Annotated in this window: 13 protein-coding genes; 11 read left to right on the forward strand and 2 right to left on the reverse strand. The window is 62.0% G+C overall.

Features of this window, described 5'->3' with window-relative positions:
* The first annotated feature begins 6 nt into the window (after positions 1 to 6).
* The 9 genes from ACYQ2T_RS11815 to ACYQ2T_RS11855 all read left to right on the forward strand — a co-directional run bounded on the left by ACYQ2T_RS11815 (position 7) and on the right by ACYQ2T_RS11855 (position 13,304).
* Positions 7 to 753 carry an OmpA family protein gene (locus ACYQ2T_RS11815; RefSeq protein ID WP_459900786.1) on the forward strand — a complete coding sequence of 249 codons (747 nt, stop codon included), beginning with the start codon at positions 7 to 9 and terminating at the stop codon, positions 751 to 753.
* Positions 754 to 756: 3 nt separating this feature from the next.
* Positions 757 to 2,457 (forward strand): CgeB family protein, encoded by a 1,701-nt coding sequence (locus ACYQ2T_RS11820; protein ID WP_459900788.1) that lies wholly within the window; start codon positions 757 to 759, stop codon positions 2,455 to 2,457.
* Positions 2,458 to 2,463: 6 nt separating this feature from the next.
* A complete protein-coding gene (locus ACYQ2T_RS11825) occupies positions 2,464 to 3,915 on the forward strand; it encodes a glycosyltransferase family 9 protein (RefSeq protein ID WP_459900789.1) in 1,452 nt (483 codons plus the stop codon).
* 29 nt (positions 3,916 to 3,944) lie between these two features.
* A complete protein-coding gene (locus tag ACYQ2T_RS11830; RefSeq protein ID WP_459900790.1) occupies positions 3,945 to 4,739 on the forward strand; it encodes a LytR/AlgR family response regulator transcription factor in 795 nt (264 codons plus the stop codon).
* A gap of 131 nt (positions 4,740 to 4,870) precedes the next feature.
* Positions 4,871 to 6,580, forward strand: coding sequence for a LytS/YhcK type 5TM receptor domain-containing protein (locus tag ACYQ2T_RS11835; RefSeq protein WP_459900791.1), 1,710 nt, complete (start codon positions 4,871 to 4,873; stop codon positions 6,578 to 6,580).
* A gap of 380 nt (positions 6,581 to 6,960) precedes the next feature.
* Complete coding sequence (locus ACYQ2T_RS11840) at positions 6,961 to 8,397, forward strand: carbon starvation CstA family protein (protein ID WP_459900793.1); 1,437 nt, start codon at positions 6,961 to 6,963, stop codon at positions 8,395 to 8,397.
* A gap of 317 nt (positions 8,398 to 8,714) precedes the next feature.
* Positions 8,715 to 10,865, forward strand: coding sequence for a flagellar hook-length control protein FliK (locus ACYQ2T_RS11845; protein WP_459900794.1), 2,151 nt, complete (start codon positions 8,715 to 8,717; stop codon positions 10,863 to 10,865).
* A 21-nt stretch (positions 10,866 to 10,886) separates the two neighbouring features.
* Positions 10,887 to 11,636 carry a flagellar hook assembly protein FlgD gene (locus ACYQ2T_RS11850; protein WP_459900795.1) on the forward strand — a complete coding sequence of 250 codons (750 nt, stop codon included), beginning with the start codon at positions 10,887 to 10,889 and terminating at the stop codon, positions 11,634 to 11,636.
* Positions 11,637 to 11,648: 12 nt separating this feature from the next.
* Positions 11,649 to 13,304: a flagellar hook protein FlgE gene (locus ACYQ2T_RS11855; protein ID WP_459900796.1), complete on the forward strand. Its 1,656-nt coding sequence runs from the start codon at positions 11,649 to 11,651 to the stop codon at positions 13,302 to 13,304.
* Positions 13,305 to 13,441: 137 nt separating this feature from the next.
* On the opposite strand, the gene ACYQ2T_RS11860 is transcribed toward ACYQ2T_RS11855, so the two are convergent.
* Positions 13,442 to 13,825, reverse strand: a complete 384-nt coding sequence (locus ACYQ2T_RS11860; RefSeq protein ID WP_459900798.1) for a flagellar protein FlaG — start codon at positions 13,823 to 13,825, stop codon at positions 13,442 to 13,444.
* Positions 13,826 to 14,173: 348 nt separating this feature from the next.
* Between ACYQ2T_RS11860 and ACYQ2T_RS11865 the strand changes: the two genes are divergently transcribed.
* Positions 14,174 to 15,085 (forward strand): flagellin N-terminal helical domain-containing protein, encoded by a 912-nt coding sequence (locus tag ACYQ2T_RS11865; protein WP_459900800.1) that lies wholly within the window; start codon positions 14,174 to 14,176, stop codon positions 15,083 to 15,085.
* A gap of 99 nt (positions 15,086 to 15,184) precedes the next feature.
* Here the strand turns inward: ACYQ2T_RS11865 and rnc are convergent, their stop codons facing one another.
* Positions 15,185 to 15,895, reverse strand: a complete 711-nt coding sequence (gene rnc / locus ACYQ2T_RS11870) for a ribonuclease III (protein ID WP_404844110.1) — start codon at positions 15,893 to 15,895, stop codon at positions 15,185 to 15,187.
* A gap of 24 nt (positions 15,896 to 15,919) precedes the next feature.
* On the opposite strand from rnc, the gene acs reads away from it, so the two are divergent.
* Entirely contained in the window at positions 15,920 to 18,025 is a 2,106-nt protein-coding gene (gene acs / locus ACYQ2T_RS11875) for an acetate--CoA ligase alpha subunit (protein ID WP_459900801.1), read from the forward strand.
* Positions 18,026 to 18,052: the final 27 nt, after the last annotated feature.

Raw genomic sequence — 18,052 nt, forward strand, 5'->3', positions numbered from 1 at the left:
GACGCCATGGCCGACGCTGTAAACGCACCAAAACGCAAGGACGAAGAGCCGCAGGAAGAGGGGTTGCCGGCATGGCTGGCGACCTTTGCGGACATGATGACGCTGCTGCTGTGCTTCTTCGTGCTTATGTTGTCCTTTGCCAATCAGGACCTTGCGAACTTCCGCACCCTGATGGGCTCCATCCGCGACGCCTTCGGCGTGCAGCAAAAGCGCCCCGAGGCAACCTTTGCCGCCTATTCCCCAACGCGGCTTGAGAGTAAGGGCGTCAAGCTCAATCAGGAGCAGCGCGTGGTGCTGGACCTGACCATGCAGCTGCGGGCCATGATTGAGGACGACACCGAGCTGAAGCGCTCCACCGGCGTCACTGCCGAGCGCGAGGGCGTGCTGGTGCGTGTGGAGACGGCCTTTCTCTTTGCCCCGGGCAAGGCCGAACTGCGCCCCGGCGCGGAAAAAATGCTTGAGAATGTTTTGAAGATTATGAAGGAGCATAACTTTAACTGTGTTATCCGCGGGCACACCGATGACCGCGAGGAAGCAGGCTCCATCTACCCCTCCAACTGGGAACTCTCCTCGGCGCGCGCCGCAGCCGCACTACGCTGGCTGGTGGAGAAGGGCGGCGTGGCCCCCCGCCGGCTCAAGGCCGTGGGCTACGCCGGAACGCGCCCCCTTGTGCCCAACGACAGGGCCGAGGACCGGGCGCGCAACCGCCGCGTCGAATTCCTCCTGCACAGACCTGATAACGAAGCCTGGTAAGCCATGCCCCACTCGGAACCGCTCTACACAGCCGAGGCCGTCCGCGACGGCGAGGCCCTTGTCGATGTCCGCATCCGAAAGGATTCCCGTGAATTTTCCCTGTTTGGCCGCAGCCCCCGCGAGATGGAGGAGCGCGTTGTCGCGTCCTATGACGGCGGGCGCTCGCTCCCTGTCCTTGTGGGCAGTGGCGCGGGCTATGCCTTGCGGCGACTGCTTGCCGCAACGGACGGCCCCGTTGCCGTGGTGGACCGCGAGGCGCCGATTCAGGACCTCACTGGCCTGCGCGCGCAGTACGCGGGGAACGACCGCGTGCTGTGGGTAGACGCCCCGGACGTGGACACCGCCCTTGGCGCACTGACCCGCTGGCAGATGCAGGAGGGCGGCGCGCCCCTCGCGCCCTTGCCCCTGCCTGCCTACCGCCGGCTGGACCGCGCCTTTTACGGCGAGGTGGCCGAGCGCCTGCAGGCCAGCGCGTCCTATGACTTTTGGGCCAAGGCGGACTACCCCAAGTTCCAAAGCTGGCCGCCGCGCGTTTTGTACCTCACCAGCGATTATTTTCTTGTGGGCGAACTGGTGCGCGCCAGCGAGCGCCTTGGCACCCCGCACTATTTTTTGAATATTGGCTCCAGCGAGACGGGCTGCACGGACTTCGTGAAGATGCTCCTCAAGGTGGTGGTGGAGTTCAAGCCGGACTTTGTGTTCACCATCAATCACCTTGGCGTGGACCGCGAGGGCGTGCTGGTGGACCTGCTGCAGCGGCTGAAGCTGCCGCTGGCCTCGTGGTTTGTGGATAATCCGCACCTTATCCTCTACATGTACAAGCGCCTTGTCAGCGACTGGACGGCCATCTTTACGTGGGATGCGGACAATGTTGCCTCCCTGCGGCAACTGGGCTTTGAGCATGTGCGCTATCTGCCGCTGGCGACGGACGCCACCCGGTTTACTCCGCCAAAGCGTCCCCTGCCCGCAGGGCATGAGTGGGCCTCGCGCGTGTCCTTTGTGGGCAACTCCATGGTCTACAAGGTGGGGCACAGGATGAAGGCGGGCAAGTTTCCGCGGGAGCTGCTGGTCAGCTACCGCAAGGTGGCCGCAGGGTTTGGCGAAAGCGACGAGCGCAGCGTCAGCGCGTACCTGCGCGCCCAGCATCCGGACCTCGCCACCGTGTTTGACGCCTTGCCCGACGACGAAAACCGCCTGACCTACGAGACCATGATTACGTGGGAGGCCACGCGGCAGTACCGTCGCTCCTGCGTCGCGGCGACGTTGCCGTTCAATCCGCTCATCGTGGGCGACGACGGCTGGCTGCGGACCTTCGACGACGAGGGTGAAGGCTGGCGCTGGCACGATACCCTCAGCTACTACGACGATTTGCCGGACTTTTACCCCCTCTCCGAAGTCAACTTCAACTGCACCAGCAAGCAGATGAAGGGCGCGGTGAACCAGCGCATCTTTGACGCGCCCGCCGCCGGAGCCTTTGTCCTGACGGACCAGCGCGACCAGATGGACGCCCTCTTTGAGCCGGGGCGCGAAATCGCGTCCTATGCCTCGCCGGAGGAAGCCACGGACCACATCGCCTACTATCTGGAGCATCCCGAGGAGCGCCAGCGCATTATCGCCAATGCCCGCAAGCGCATCCTTGCCGAACATACCTACGAGCACCGCCTCGAAGCGCTCTTTACCGCCATGCGCGACATCTACGGGTAGGGCGGCATGGCGGAGCAGAAAAAGCCAATCCTCGTGCTGCAAACCCTGCGCATGGGCGACCTTGTCATGTCCTTTCCCCTCATGCTGTGGCTGTCGCGGCAGTATCCCGGTCATCCGGTGTGGGTGGCCGCCGAGGAGATGTTCTCGCGCCATATTATGCCCATTGGTCCCAATGTGGTGTACTTTGGCTGGGATGACGCGGCCCTGCGCCATTTGCGCCAGCAGAGCTTCCATCTGGTGGTCAACCTCAGCTACGACGCCCGCGCCGCGCGCCTTGCCCATGACCTGCGCGCCGACGAGACCCTTGGCCCCGTGCAGAGTGCGGACGGCTCGCACTATGTACGCGGGGCGTGGCAGCTGTACCGGACCACGCTTGTTGGCGGCAACCGGCACAATCTTTTCCATTGGGCGGACCTGAACGCGCTGGACTGCGTGCCGACGTCCCTGATGGGGAGCACGCATTGGCCCGCCCCCCGGACCCTGACGCCCGAGTCCCAGCGCACGGTTGGCCTCTTTCTTGGTGCCAGCGACGCGCTGAAGCGTCCGGACGCGGCGTTTTGGATTCGTCTTGCCCGCCATCTGCTGGACCGGGGCATGCGCCCCATCCTGCTTGGCGGTCCGGCGGAAAAGGCCCTTGCCGCGGAGGTCGCCAAGGGCTTGCCCGCAACGCTTTTGAACCTTGCGGGAACGCTGTCGCTGTCCGAGCTTGTTTACACCGGTCAGGCCATGGGACTGCTTATCACGCCGGACACCGGCCCGATGCACCTTGCCGCGTGGAGCGGCCTGCGGACGCTGAATCTGTCCATGGGCAACGTGAGCGCGTGGGAGACCGGCCCGTATCAGCCCGGGCACTACGTGGTGCGCCGACGCATGAGCTGTGTGGGATGCTGGGAATGCACACGGCCCGGCCCGTGCTGCAAGGATGGCATGCGGGCGCGGGATATTGCGGTCATTGCCCACCGCATTGCCACACGCGGCGGCGCAAGGCTGGACAGCCTGCGCTTTGCCGGGCTGGAGGTGCTGCGCACGGCGCATACGGCGGACGGCCTGTACGACCTGCGTCCGGTTTTGAAGGACCATACGCCCACCACGCGTGAGCTGGTCAGCCGCTTTTGGCGGGCCTTTTGGGGCGAGCGCTTCGGGGCGTGGGATGACGGACGAGCGGCGCGTGCGTATGCTGAGCTTGCCGCTGCGGCCCCGCGCGTGCGCGAAGCTATGGCCGCGTCCGTTGTGGGCTTTAGCCGCGACCTTGGTCCGGCACTGCGGGACGGCGCGCGCCTTGATGCAGGCTTCTGGAAGGCCTCCATCCCCGCGATGCTGCCCCTGCGCAGTTGGTGCCAGATGCACCTTGCCAACAGCGACTGGTCGCGTCCGGCCTTCCGGGAGTGTTTGGAGGCCGCAGAGCACCTTATTGCGCTGGATGAACCGTACAGAAGCCGCGCAGACGCGGCGCGGTAACTGAGACTCGCCAACGCGTGGAGCAGACGATGACGGATATGAAGCACATTCGGGTTGTCATAGTGGACGATGAGCCGCCCGCGCGGGACGAGCTGGCCTATCTGGTGTCCCAGTTCGAGGATGTTCAGGTGGTGGGCGAGGCCGCTTCGGCCACGGAGGCAGTGGCGCTCATCGAGGCCGAAGAGCCGGACGTGGTGTTTTTGGACATCGAGATGCCCGGGCGGAACGGCTTTCACGTTGTGGCCGAAACCATGCACATGGAGCCGCGGCCCTTGTTCGTTTTTGCGACGGCCTTTGACGAATACGCCATCCGCGCCTTTGAGGCCAACGCGGTGGACTATCTGCTCAAGCCTGTCTCCGAGGAGCGCCTTGAGCAGTGTCTGGAGCGTGTGCGCGAGCGTACGGGCGAGGCCGGAGCCGAAGCTGCGGGCGAGGTGCAGCGCAATCTGGAACGCGTGCTGGAGGGCATGGGCCTGTCCCAGCAGTTGACGCGCATTGCACTGGAGCAGGGCGGACGCGTGGTGCTGGTGGCCCCGGAGGACGTGGTGCTCATCCGCGCCGACGGCAAAAAGGTGGTGGCGCATACCAGAGCGCTCAGCGCCCCATGCCACGGCGGCATGACCCTCGACAGGCTGGAGTCGCGCCTTGAAAACCATTCCTTTTACCGCGTCAACCGCAGCGTTCTGGTGAATTTGTCCCATGTGCGCGAGTTCTCGCCGTGGTTCCACGGCAAGTACAATATCGTCCTTGACGACGCCGAGGGCACCGAGGTGACGGTGAGCCGCGCGCGTGTGGCGGGCTTCAAGGAGCGCCTCGGGCTGTAGGGCCTGCCTTTTTCCTGTGTTTTCGGGCCGGTGTCCACGGCCTTGCGCGCGGCGCGCCGGTGGTGGTATTCCTGCCTTCCGGTGCGGGACGCGTGTGTCCCCCTGCCCAACGTTTTTCCCGGAGCAAATCTATGACAATCGGAGTCCTTCTCTTCTCCCTTGTGGAGCGGTTCGGGCTCATCATTGCCGCTGCCTTTTTGCTGCTGCACTTCAACCCCGTCCGCCAGATGGGGCTGAAGCATCCCGGCAAGGCCAACCGGGTGTTCCAGATTCTGCTGTTCGGCGCGTTCGGCATCATGGGCACCTACAGCGGTAACATGGTGTTCAACAGCGTAGCCAATCTGCGCGCCATGAGCGTGGTTCCGGCCGGGTTGTTTGGCGGGCCGCTTGTGGGCATGGCCGCCGGGCTGATTGCGGGCGGACACCGCATTCTCATCGACGTGGGCGGGTTTTCGGCGCTGCCGTGCGGGCTGGCCACCATCATTGAGGGGACGGTGGCGGGCTTTATGGCGACGCGCCTTGGCGAGCGCCGCCTCGACTGGCGCTACGCCGCGGGCATCGCCTTTGCGGGCGAGGTGCTCCACATGACCCTCATCCTCATCATTTCGCGGCCCTTCCACAGCGCTGTGGAACTGGTGGAACTCATCGCCCTGCCCATGATTTTGGTGAATACCATCGGCGCGGGGCTGTTTGTACAGACCATCAAGCTCCTCTCCCGCCACCGTGAGAAGAGCGACTCCAGCACCGCCCACGATATTCTTTCCATCGCCAACCACACCGTGGGGCATCTGCGCACGGGCCTGAATCCCGACGCCGCCAACGCCACGGCAAAGATTATCTACGAGCGTGTGGGCGTGGCCGCTGTCGCCATTACGGATACGGACAACGTGCTTGCCCACGTGGGCGAAGGTGCGGACCACCACCTGCCCGGACGCGCCATCAGAACGCAGTCCACGCGCGAGGTACTGCATACGGGCACTCCCGTGTACCAACAGCGGGCCGGGAGCATCGGGTGCGACCATAAAAACTGTCCCTTCCGCTCCGGCATCATCGTGCCCCTGCAAAAGGGCGGGCGTATCGTGGGAACCCTCAAGTTTTACGGCAGCCGCCGCGCCATGCTGGACGAGGTGCGTTTTGAGCTGGCCAAGGGCCTTGCCCAGCTGTTTTCCACCCAGCTGGAGCTGGAGGATATCCAGATTCAGTCCCAGCTGCGGGCCAATGCGGAAATCCGCCACTTGCAGGCCCAGATTAACCCGCACTTTCTGTTCAATTCCCTCAACACCATCGCCTCGTTTTGCCGCACCAGCCCGGAGCGCGCGCGGGAACTGCTCAAGAATCTTGCCAGCTTTATGCGCAAGAATCTCGACTCGCGCGGGTTTGTGGGCCTTGACGAAGAGGTGGAGCAGGTGCGCTCGTACCTGACCATTGAGCAGGCGCGCTTTGGCGAGCGCGTGCGGGCGGAGATTGATATTGCGGACGAGTGCTACCAGTGGCGCGTACCGTCGCTGCTTATTCAGCCGCTGGTGGAGAATTCCATCCGCCACGGCATCTCCCGCAAGGAGGAGGGCGGCCTTGTACGGCTTGTCGCCCGTGTGGAGGGGGACGAGCTTGTGGTCACCGTGGAGGACGACGGTCTTGGCATGTCCGCAGAAAAGGCGGCCAAGGTCTTGGCAGGCGGGCTTGGTTCCCGTCGCGATTCCATTGGCCTGTCCAACTGCAACAACCGCTTGGAGCAGCTTTTTGGCGTGCGCTATCGCCTGCGTATTGCCAGCAGTCCCGGCAAGGGCACCGTGGTGAGCTTCCGCATTCCCCGGTGCAGCGAGACCGTGGCCAACACCTAGCGGTCCCGCCATAGTGTCCGCCGCCTAGTGCGGCGGCCCAAAGCGCCCCGGTTGCGCCTTCCCGTTGGGGAAGGGCCGCCGGGGCGCTTGGCGTTGGTTGCATGGTGACCGGGCGGCGCGTTGCATGGTTGCGGCCCCGGCGCGCTGCGCGGAGCGGATGGGCAACGAGGCCCGTATGACGGGAGTCGACGTGCTTTTCTGGCCCCGCTGTGACGCCTGCGTGAAACGGCCGTGCATTTCATTCCCGGCTGCGTGCAGTTCAGCCCCTCGAAGCGACACTTCGCGCTTTGGGTCTTGCGCCTTTTTTCACTGGTTGTAGAAGGAGAGCGTAAGAAGAAACCCCCGGCGCGGCCGGTGCGAGATGCTTTGAGGAGGCAACTATGCTGTTCTTTTTCGCGTGTTTGATCGCCCTTATTGTGGGCTACTTTACCTACGGCAAGATTGTGGACCGTATTATGGGTCCCGATCCGAACCGCACCACTCCTGCCTACACCAAGCAGGATGGCGTGGACTTCATGCCCCTTCCCAAGTGGAAGCTCATTTTTATTCAGGTGCTGGATATCGCGGGCATCGGCCCCATCTTCGGCCCCATCCTCGGCGCCCTGTACGGCCCGGTGGCGCTTGTGTGGATCGTCATCGGCTGTATCTTCGCCGGCGCTGTGCATGACTACTTCAGCGGCATGCTCTCCGTGCGCAACGGTGGCGCCAGCGTGCCGGAGATTGTGGGCGAATACATGGGCATGACCGCCCGTCAGGTCATGCGCGTGTTCTCCGTTGTGCTCCTGATGCTGGTTGGCGTGGTGTTCGTCCTCGCCCCGGCCAAGCTGCTCACGGGCCTGACCGGCTACAACACCGGCATCTTCGTGGCGTGTATTTTCGCGTACTACTTCCTCGCCACCATCCTGCCCATCGATAAGATTATCGGCCGCCTGTACCCCGCCATGGGTCTGCTGCTGCTGGTGATGACGGCTTCCCTGTGTGTAGCCCTCTTTGTCGGCGACTACACCATTCTGCCGAACCTCGACATTACCGCGAACCTGCACCCCGGTGGCAAGCCCGTGTGGCCGCTGCTGTTCATCACGCTGTCCTGCGGCGCGATTTCCGGCTTCCACTCCACGCAGTCTCCGCTGATGGCGCGCTGCGTGAAGAACGAGCGCGAAGGCCGCTCCGTGTTCTACGGCGCAATGATTATTGAAGGCATCATCGGCCTCATCTGGGCCACCCTTGGCATGTCCTTCTACAACTCCCCCGAGGCTCTGAGCGCCGTTATCGCCGCTGGCAGCCCCTCCGCCGTTGTTGACGAAGTGTCCCGTACACTGCTCGGCCCGGTGGGCGGCTTCCTCGCCGTTATCGCCGTTATCGTGCTGCCCATCACCTCTGGCGACACCGCCTTCCGCAGCACCCGTCTCATCCTTGCGGAAGCCTTTAAGGTGGACCAGGCAGAAGTTGCCAAGCGTCTGATGATCGCCGTGCCGCTGTTCGCCCTCGGCTACATCATCTCCACGCAGAACTTCTCCACCATCTGGCGCTACTTTGGCTTCTCCAACCAGACGCTGGCCATGCTGGTGCTGTGGTCTGCCGCGGTCTTCCTCGTGAAGAGCGGTAAGCTCCACTGGATTGCCACCATCCCGGCAACCTTCATGACCGCCGTGTCCGCCACCTTTATCCTGCAGGCGAAGATTGGCTTCAATCTGCCTCTGGATGTGGCCTACATCGGTGGCGCTGTCATCGCCGTGGCCGCCCTGATTCTCTTCCTCGTGAAGTACTGCTTCGGCAAGGGCGCGCAGCTGGCCGCCGCTGGCAAGTCCGGCAACTAGAACGTGACGACGTTCTGATTCCATAGCTCGCAGGGCACCGCGCCCTCCGCCTCTCATAAGGCCGCCGTTCCACGGAACGGCGGCCTTTTTTGCGTGGTGCTTCGGGGGATTGCGGCGCGGGGGCGGCATGCGCTCCTCTGCGCGGTGCCCGTGCAGGCAAACTGTTCCAACTGCCCGGTCTTGTGGAGGATCCTGCCGCGGGATGCGGTGGCTATGGGCGGCAATATCTGCCTCTGTACGTGATCTAACATCTTGAAATCATATGTTTTAAGCATTTGGCACGCACCTTGTAACATAGGGGGCGAGGTACACGACATATGCAGATATTTCCTTCCATGAGTGATTTGGCAAACGACGTCTTCGGGACCGACGCCCAGCTCAAAGCGAGCTACGAGCGACGCCCCGGGGACTTTGCCAGTTATTTCGATACACAGATGTCCCAATACGACGCCTTTGCTCTGGACCGCATGGAGCGCGGTTTGACGGAGTCCGTTGGCAATCACCTGTACGAGGAAGGGCGCAGCCTTGATTCCTTTGCCAGCGACGAGGACCTGCGCCGCTCGCGCGAGGCCGCGCAGTATGCCGCCATGGACGCCCGGGCGCTGATGAGCGCTGGCGAGGCCTTTGCCGGTGGCGGCTCCCGCGCCTCGGGCGGCAAGGATGCCGTGGTGCTTCTGCAGGCGCTGGCCGGTGCTGGCACGGAAAAGGGCGTGGGCAAGGGCAAGGCAGGGCTGCTTGGCTTGCTGGGCAAAGGCGGCGCGGAAAAGCTTTCGGACATCAAGAGTCTGAAGGTGACGCGGGAAGACTTTGCCGACCTGAAGGACGACCTGAAGGCCCTTGGGCTGACGAACAGGGAAATCCGCGCCCTTGGCGACAAAATTGCCAGTGACGCCGGCGTCACGTGGGGACAGCTTGTCTCCGCACTGGCGTCGCGCCTTGGCGCGCTGAACTCCGCCGTGGTGAAGCTCTCCGCCGATGAATCCCGCCAACTCCAAAGCCTGTTCCAGAAGATGGGCTTTACGCCCGGCGCGGCCGAGGGGCTGGTGGGTGACCTGACGCAGGGCAAGTTCTCCAGCGTGTGGAAGCAGGTGTCGGACAAGCTGGCCTCGGTTCCGGCCGGGACGCAGATTGATGTTTCCAGCAGCGAATTGCAGCTGCTTGGGCAGGTGGTGAAGCTGTCGGAAAAGGGCATAGCCCGCCTGAAGTCGCTGATTGGCGATAAGCAGAACGTTACACTCACTGCCGACGGACTGCGTCAGGTTATGGCGCAGCTCAAGTCGGAGGTGGCCGCGGACGTGAAGGGCGACACTCTCACCGCCGGAAAGATGCAGGAATCTCTTGGCGCTGTTTTGGAGAAGGCCCTTGAGCGTGCGGAGCATGCCAAGCTGGCCGATGCCGGAACGGACAATGACGCCAGAAACAAGAAGGTTCTGGCTGAGCATGAGCGGCGCACCCGCGCCGCCGAAGGGGACAAGGCCGCCAAGGCAGGCGCAGACGGCGATGAAAGCGTCGCCGAGCGCGTCCTGAAGGCTGACCCCAAGAACGTGGACGGCAAGAAGGCCGCCGCAGCCGCGGCGGGCAAGGGCGCAGAAGCCTCGACCAAGGCCGACCACAGCGGCAAGACCACAGTGTCTGCCGACGACGCGGCACGGACCGCTCAGGACAAGGACGTCAAGAGCGCCGTTCTCGCGGGCAAGAATGCTGATGCTGGCAAGGACGCCGGTGTTCGATCCGCCACGGAAGGCAAGGCTGGTCATGGAAAGACCGGTTCGGACAGCGGCGCGGGCCGATACGGCGGCGAGGGCTTTTCAGGAGGAAAGGACTCGGGTGCCGGAGCCAGCGCTGGCGAGCGGAATCCATGGATGGATTTTCTCGGCAAGGTGAAGACCGATGGCAACGGTGCGGAGCAGGCCTTTGTCGCCAACGAGGCCATGAAGGCCGCGGAAGCGACCAAGAACCTGCTCAAGGCCGAAACCGTTGGAAGCGGGGAGAGCGCCTTTAATAAGGAGCTGTCTTCCCGCCTGATGCGTCAGGTGGAAAACGCCATGCTGCGGAATCTGTCAGGAGGACGGAAGCAGATGACGTTGAAGCTGGACGCCGCTGACCTTGGCAAGCTCAACGTGGTGCTGTCGGTTCGGGACAAGGAAGTCTCTGCCGTCATCCGTGTTGATTCGCACGAGGCCAGCAAGGTGCTGGGCGATCAGATGGCCCACCTGCGGCAGACTTTGCAGCAGCAGGGCCTTCGGGTGCAGAAGCTGGAGGTGCAGACCCAGCTTGCCGGTGACCAGTTCGGCCAGAATTGGCAGGGCGCCGGACACCACAATACTGCACAACAACAGAAGAATTCCGGACAGTTACGTGGAATGTGGAAGAGCCTCCAAGATGGCGGCGAAGGATTGGCCCGGGAAATGCAAAATACCATGCATCAGGTAAATAATTCCCAGGGCGGATTGGATATTTTCGCCTAGTCATACACGAGGTTACAGATCATGCAGCAGTACGACGCAGGAAACATCATCGGCAGAGCGGAATCGGAACTCTACGATACCAGAAAGTTCACCGGTAAGTCCGAACTGGACAAGGAGGACTTCCTTACCCTGCTGGTTGCCCAGCTGCAGCATCAGGATCCGCTGAACCCCATGGACGACAAGGAATTCACCTCGCAGCTCGCACAGTTCTCGAACCTTGAGCAGCTCCAGTCCATCAACAAGGGCGTTTCCTCACTGTCCCAGCAGACCATCCATCAGGAAATGGTCAACGCCGCCAACTTCATTGGCAGGGAAGTCAGGGCCCTTGGCGACAACCTGAGCATCCGCGAGGATGGTTCGGTCAGTACAATGTACTACGCCCTCAAGAACGAGGCGCAGAACGTGTACATGAACATTTTCGACAAGGACAACAACATCATCCGCACCGTCCAGCTTGGTGCACAGGCGGCGGGCGAGCACGAATTCCAGTGGGATGGAAAGGACTGGAAGGGCAAGGATCTGCCGGAAGGCCTCTACTACGTCGCCCTGGCGGCAGAGGGCAAGGACGGCGAAGCCATCATGACCCAGACGGAAGTTTCCGGACGAGTGGAAGGCGTGCAGTACTCCAACGGGCAGAACTACCTGCGCCTGTCGGACGGTCGAGTAGTCGGATTCAACTTTGTGAAGGAAGTCGTGGAGTCTGGAACTGATACGGACGGAGACCAGGACGGTTCCGACACCGGTCAGGACGGCTCCGCAGATGACGAATAAGGAGGTTCGGTAATGGGTCTGTCATCATCCATGTGGACAGGTGTGTCGGGTTTGCAGGCACACGGTGAGAAGATGGGCGTCATTGGCAACAATATCGCCAACGTCAACACCGTGGGCTTCAAAGGCTCCCGGATGCATTTTGAAGATTTCATCAGTCAGGACATCAATACCGCCGCAGGCATAGGCCAGATTGGCCGAGGCGTTGGCATCGGCGCCATCTACGCCGACTACGGTCAGGGCGGTTTTGAGACCACCACCGAGGCGACGGACCTTGCCATTGGCGGCGAGGGCTTCTTCAAGGTGAAGGTCAAAAACGAGGACACCAACTACTACACCCGGGCGGGCAACTTCCGCTTCGACAAGGACGGCTACCTTGTCGACCCCCACGGCTACGTGCTGCAGGGCTGGGAGATTCCGCAGACTTCAAACACCACCATCGCTACGGGCCTGACCACGGGCAGCTCGTCCTCCACATCGAACATTAAGGGTACCGGTGCGCCCAAGGACATCCGCCTTGAGGACTTCACCGCCAAGCCCAAGGCGACTGAAAACATCAACATGATTGTGAACGTTGATGGAACTGGCGGACAGGACAACTCCACCCTCGCCTCGGACCCGTTCTTCAGTATGTTCAGCAACTGGGACGGACAGGCCGAAGTGCCGCTGGCCGACTCGCAGTACACCTACCAGAGCACCATCAAGGTCTATGACGAAGGCGGCACCGCGCATGAGCTGACCGTCTACTTCGACCAGGTGTCCGTTGGCGCCGACGATGGCAAGCAGTACTGGGAATACATGGTCACCGTGCCGCCCAGCGAAGATGGCCGCGTGTTTGACAGCGTGGACATGGACACGACGTCTGCCGCAGGCGTTATGATGATTGGCTCCTTGACCTTCGACTCCGCTGGTCAGCTCAAGGGCCAGAGCGCATTCACGCTCAATTCCAGCGCATCCGATCCCGGCGACAAGGATTTGGGCAACTGGCAGCCCGCGAAGTTTAACACAGATGGGCAACCTATCTTTGCGCCAAACTTCACCAATCAGCCTGGTGGGAGTGACATCAACAACTCCAACGCGCATCCCGTTGCGGTGAACTTTGGCCTGACCAACAACAGCCCGAGTGGCGGCACAGATCCTGCTGACAATCCTGGGTGGGATACGGTCAATACGACATTCTCTAATGCCGGGGAAATTGGCAACAATGTAGACAATCTGCCGGACTTTGCTGATGTGGAGGTCAACTCCAAGGCGTCCACCAGCTTCTCCGGCTCCAGCTCCACCGAGTTCCAGTCGCAGGACGGCTACACATTCGGCTTCCTGCAGAACGTCTCCGTGGACCGTGACGGCATCCTTACCGGCAGGTACTCCAACGGCGAAGTGCTGGAACTCTACCAGATCACGCTCTACGACTTTGTGAACCCGTGGGGCCTGAGGCGCGACGGTTCCAACCTCTTCGCGCAGACGAGAGAGTCCGGCGAAGCCGCCGCAGGACCGGCCAATGCCAACGGCTACGGCAGCATCGCGTCCAACTCGCTGGAACAGTCCAACGTGGACCTTGCCAAGGAGTTCGTGACCATGATCTCCACGGAGCGCGGCTTCCAGGCCAACTCCAAGGTCATCACCACCACGGACAACATGATGCAGACTGTTATCATGATGAAGCGCTAACGCAGCGCAGCATACAACCGATCTCCTTCACTCACAGTCGGCCGGGGCACTGCCCGGTCCCGGCCGACGCCCGAAAAAAACGCCCCCGGCACATTCTGCCGGGGGCTTTTGCGTTGTGTGGGAGGCGGCGGACGCGCTTAAAGCGAGCGGTCGAAAAAGCTGTGCGATAGCTCCTTGATGGACGCGGCAAGGCGCAGCACTTCATCAGCGGGCACCTTGCGGATGACCTTTTGGCCCGAGGCGTCGCGCACTTCGGCCTGCATTTCGCCGGTTTCCGTATTGATGTGGAATTTCAGGTCCACGCCAACGTTTTCGGCAAAGCGCTCCATGGGTTCAAGTACCTCGCGCGCCGCCTGAACGGACTGCTTGCGTGAGGTTTGCGCCTGCGTTTCCTTTGTGGGCGCCTGCGTGGGCGCGGCGTCGTCCTGCCGCGCGTCCGGGCGGTGCTGCGCCGGGCGAAGCTGCGTGCCGCTGCTGCCGTAGGCCTCTGCTGCCGTAATGTGGATGTTCTTGATGTTCATGGTCCACCTCCCTTTCCATGTTCCGGAAGCTGTTCCGGAAAGAAAAGGTCCTCAGTTGTCACATCGGCACACTGCGGGGGGGGCTTTAGGGGGTATTGTGGCGTGTTTTGCAGGCGTGGCGGGCCCGCGGGCGGGAACCAGGTGGGAATTATCTGCAACTTCACCGCCTTGCCAGGGGCAGAGCGGCGTCAGGGAGATGACCTGAAAAGGGAAAAAAAATCCCGAAATGACGATTTTTTGCGGAAAAACGGTGGAGAAGAAAAGTTAAGTCACTGGTTTTGTTGGAGAAAAGTGTTTTGGCACAGGGGGTGCTTAATACTAGGCAAGCCAAAACAAGGAGGTTTTGCAATGTCTTTGGTCATAAATCACAATCTGATGGCCATGAACGCGGCCAGAAATCTGAATCACAGCTACGGTCAGCTGGCGACATCCACCCGCCGTCTGTCCTCTGGTCTTCGCGTGGGTACTGCTGCTGACGACGCCGCAGGCCTTGCCATCCGCGAGCTGATGCGCTCCGACGTGTCCACTCTGCATCAGGGCGTGCGTAACGCCAACGATGCCATCTCCATGGTGCAGACCGCCGACGGCGCGCTGCAGGTCATCGATGAAAAGCTCATCCGCATGAAAGAGCTTGCCGAACAGGCCGCCACCGGTACCTACAACTCCGACCAGCGTCTGATCATCGACTCCGAGTATCAGGCCATGGCGTCGGAAATTACCCGTATCGCCAACGCGACGGACTTCAACCAGGTGCACCTGCTGGACGGTACCCTTACCGGTGGGATTCCCGATGACCACGATGGTTCCGGACTCCAGCCTTCCGGTCCCATGAAGATCCACTTCGGTACGGGCAACGATTCGTCCGAGGACTACTACTTTATTTCCATCGGTGGTGCCACGGCCAGCCACTTTGGCCTTGGTTCCGGCGCGGACACTTCCAATCCCGCGGGTAACACCATTTCCACCCAGTCCTTGGCGCAGGCTTCCTTGGAAGCTCTGGACGCCGCCATCGTGTCCAAGGACAAGATCAGGGCCAACCTCGGTGCGTTGCAGAACCGCTTGGAGAACACCATCTCCAACCTGCAGATTCAGGCCGAGAACCTGCAGTCCGCCGAATCCCGCATCTCCGACGTGGACGTTGCCACCGAGATGACGGAATTTGTGCGCCACCAGATTCTCACCCAGTCCGCAGTCGCCATGCTGGCACAGGCCAACAGCCTGCCGCGTATGGCTATGCAGCTCATCGGCGGCGGCGCGTAAGTCGGCCGCATCCGGCGGCGCGTTGGCGCATGTGGCCATCTGTTGCCGGACCAAAGACGTATGCCGGGGAGGCTGTACGGCCTCCCCGGGATATGCGTCTTATTTTTTCTTCGTCTCTTCCTTTTCCTGCAAAAACTCCAGAGCCTTGGTCGCTGCATTCTGCTCGGCCTTTTTGACGCTGGTTCCCTCGGAGGAGAGCACCGTGCCGTCGGGCAGGGTGACCTGCACCACAAAGGTCTTGGCATGCTCCGGCCCCACGCTGTCGGCCAGCGCGTACACCGGGCGCTCCTTAAAGAGCTTTTGCGTGAGTTCCTGCAGCCTGCTTTTGGCGTCCTTCACCCGTCGCACGTCGCAGTGCTCGGGCCAGCGGTTTTCCAGCATGGTGTTGACCACGGCTTTGGCCGGGTCGTAGCCACCATCAAGAAAAACCGCACCAAGGATGGCTTCCACAGCGTCGGAGAGCAGGGAGTCCCTGTCCCGTCCGCCTTGCATTTCCTCGCCTTTTCCAAGCCGCAGTATGCGGTCCAGCTCCAATTCTCGCGCAACTTCAGCCAGTGCGGGTTCACTCACCAGCTTGGCGCGCAGACGCGTCATTTGACCTTCAGGCGCTTCGGGAAATTTTGCAAAAAGCATTTCCGAAGTGCTAAGCTCCAATACCGCGTCCCCGAGGAATTCCAGCCGTTCATTGTCTTCTGTATCGTTGCCGTGTTCATTGGCGTACGAACTGTGCGTCAACGCTGTTTGCAGAAGCTTGACTTGTGAAAATCGATAGGAAATAGTCGTTTGCAGTGTTTCGAGGTCCTGTTTCATCATGTTCTCCACATGTAGGTCGTCATGCCCGAGCACAATCTTGAAGCGCTATTCACGCCTGCGGCCGTTGCGGTTATTGGTGCATCGGCTACGCCGGGCAAGGTTGGTCACAGTGTTGTGGCCAATCTGGTGGAGGCCGGATACCAGGGGAAAATTTTCCCGGTCAACCCCAAGGGGGGCGAGGTTCTCGGCCTGCCTGTGGTTCAGGACATCGCGTCCTTGCCTTCGCCGCTTGATCTGGCCGTGGTCTGCATTCCACCCCGTGGCGTGACGGATGCCGTGCGGCAGCTGGCCCAGCTACCGGTGCGCGCCGTCATTGTCATCACTGCGGGCTTTAAGGAGACCGGCCGGGAAGGGTACTACCTTGAACAGGAACTCACGTCCATTGCCCGCGAGAAGAATATCGCGCTGCTTGGGCCAAACTGTCTTGGACTCAATAACACTGCCTGCGGCCTGAACGCTACCTTTGCCGCGGGGCAACCCCGGCAGGGGAATATCGCCTTTTTTTCGCAGTCCGGGGCGCTGTGCACCGCCATTCTCGACTGGGCCCTTGGCGAGAATATTGGCTTTTCTTCGTTTATCAGCCTTGGCAACAAGGCTGTGCTGGACGAGTCCGACATGCTGGAGCACATGCGCGACGACGCGCAGACCAACGTTATTCTTGGGTACATGGAGAGCGTGGACGACGGGGTGCGCTTTATGCGGGTGGCGCGCGAGGTCACGCGCGAGAAGCCCGTCATCGTCATCAAGTCCGGCACCACGGCGGCGGGGGCCAAGGCGGCCTCCAGCCACACCGGAGCCATGGCCGGGTCCGAGCAGGCCTATGCCGCGGCCTTTGCACAGTCCGGCATCATGCGCGCGCGGGATGTGGCCACGCTGTTCAATTTGGCGCAGGCCTTTTCCATGCAGCCCCTGCCGGAAGGGCCGAACCTGTGCATCGTAACAAATTCCGGCGGCCCCGGCATTATGGCCGCCGACGCCTGCGAGCGGAGCAATCTGCTTATCAGTCCGCTGTCCGCCGCTACGGTGGAGCGCCTGGGGACGTTTTTGCCGCCCTTTGCCTCCTTTTACAATCCCGTAGACATCATTGGCGACGCGGACGCCGAGCGCTACAGAAAAACCCTGGAGGCCGTGGCGCAGGATGAGCTTGTCCACGCCGTGCTTGTGCTGCTGACGCCAACGGCCTCGGCGCAGATTGAGGAGACGGCAAGGGCCGTGGCGGATGTGGCCGCCACCAGCGACAAGCCCGTGTTTGCCTGCTTTATGGGGCAGGAGCGCGTGGGGCCGGGGCGGGAGCTTCTGCTGAAGGCCGGGGTGCCGTGCTATGGTTTTCCTGAGCCAGCCATCCACAGCATTGAGACCATGTACCGCCACGCCATGTGGAAGGCGCGCCCCAAGGCGCTGGAGATGAGCATTATCCGCGACGCGACCCGCGCGGCGGAGGTGGTGGACAAGGCCCGCCGCCGTGGGTGTGTGGAGATTGTGGAATTTCAGGCGCAGGAATTGTTGAAGGCCTACGGTCTGCCCCTGCCGGAGACGGAGCTTGCCCGGACCTCGGAGGAAGCCGTAGCCGTTGCCGAGCGCATCGGCTATCCCGTTGTGGTGAAAATCGCCTCGCCGCAGATTTCGCACAAGAGCGATGTGGGCGGCGTGCGCGTTGGCCTTGCCGACGCCGGGGCGGTGCGCGGGGCCTTCATGGACGTGACGTCGCGGGCCCAGCGCCTGCGCAAGGACGCGTTCATCTCGGGCTGTCTGGTCCAGGCCATGGCCCCCAAGGGGGCCAAGGAGGTCATTGTGGGCTTTAAGCGCGACCCGCAGTTTGGCCCGCTGGTGATGTTTGGCCTTGGCGGGGTGTATGTGGAAGTGCTGAAGGATATCGCCTTCCGCCTTGCGCCGCTGTCCAAGACCGACGCCCACGATATGATACGCGAAATCCGATCCTACCCCCTGCTGCGCGGCGTACGCGGGGAGGCTCCGGTGGATTTTGGCGCCATAGAGGATATCCTGCTGACTATGTCTCAGCTTGCGGTGGACATCCCGGACATTTTCGAGGCCGAGTTCAACCCCATACTGGTGGACAACAATGGAGCGACGGTGGCGGATGTGCGCGTCACCCTGTGCACCAATTGATGGGCCGGCCATACACGAAGCAGCAAA

The organism is Desulfobaculum senezii (assembly GCF_054657395.1).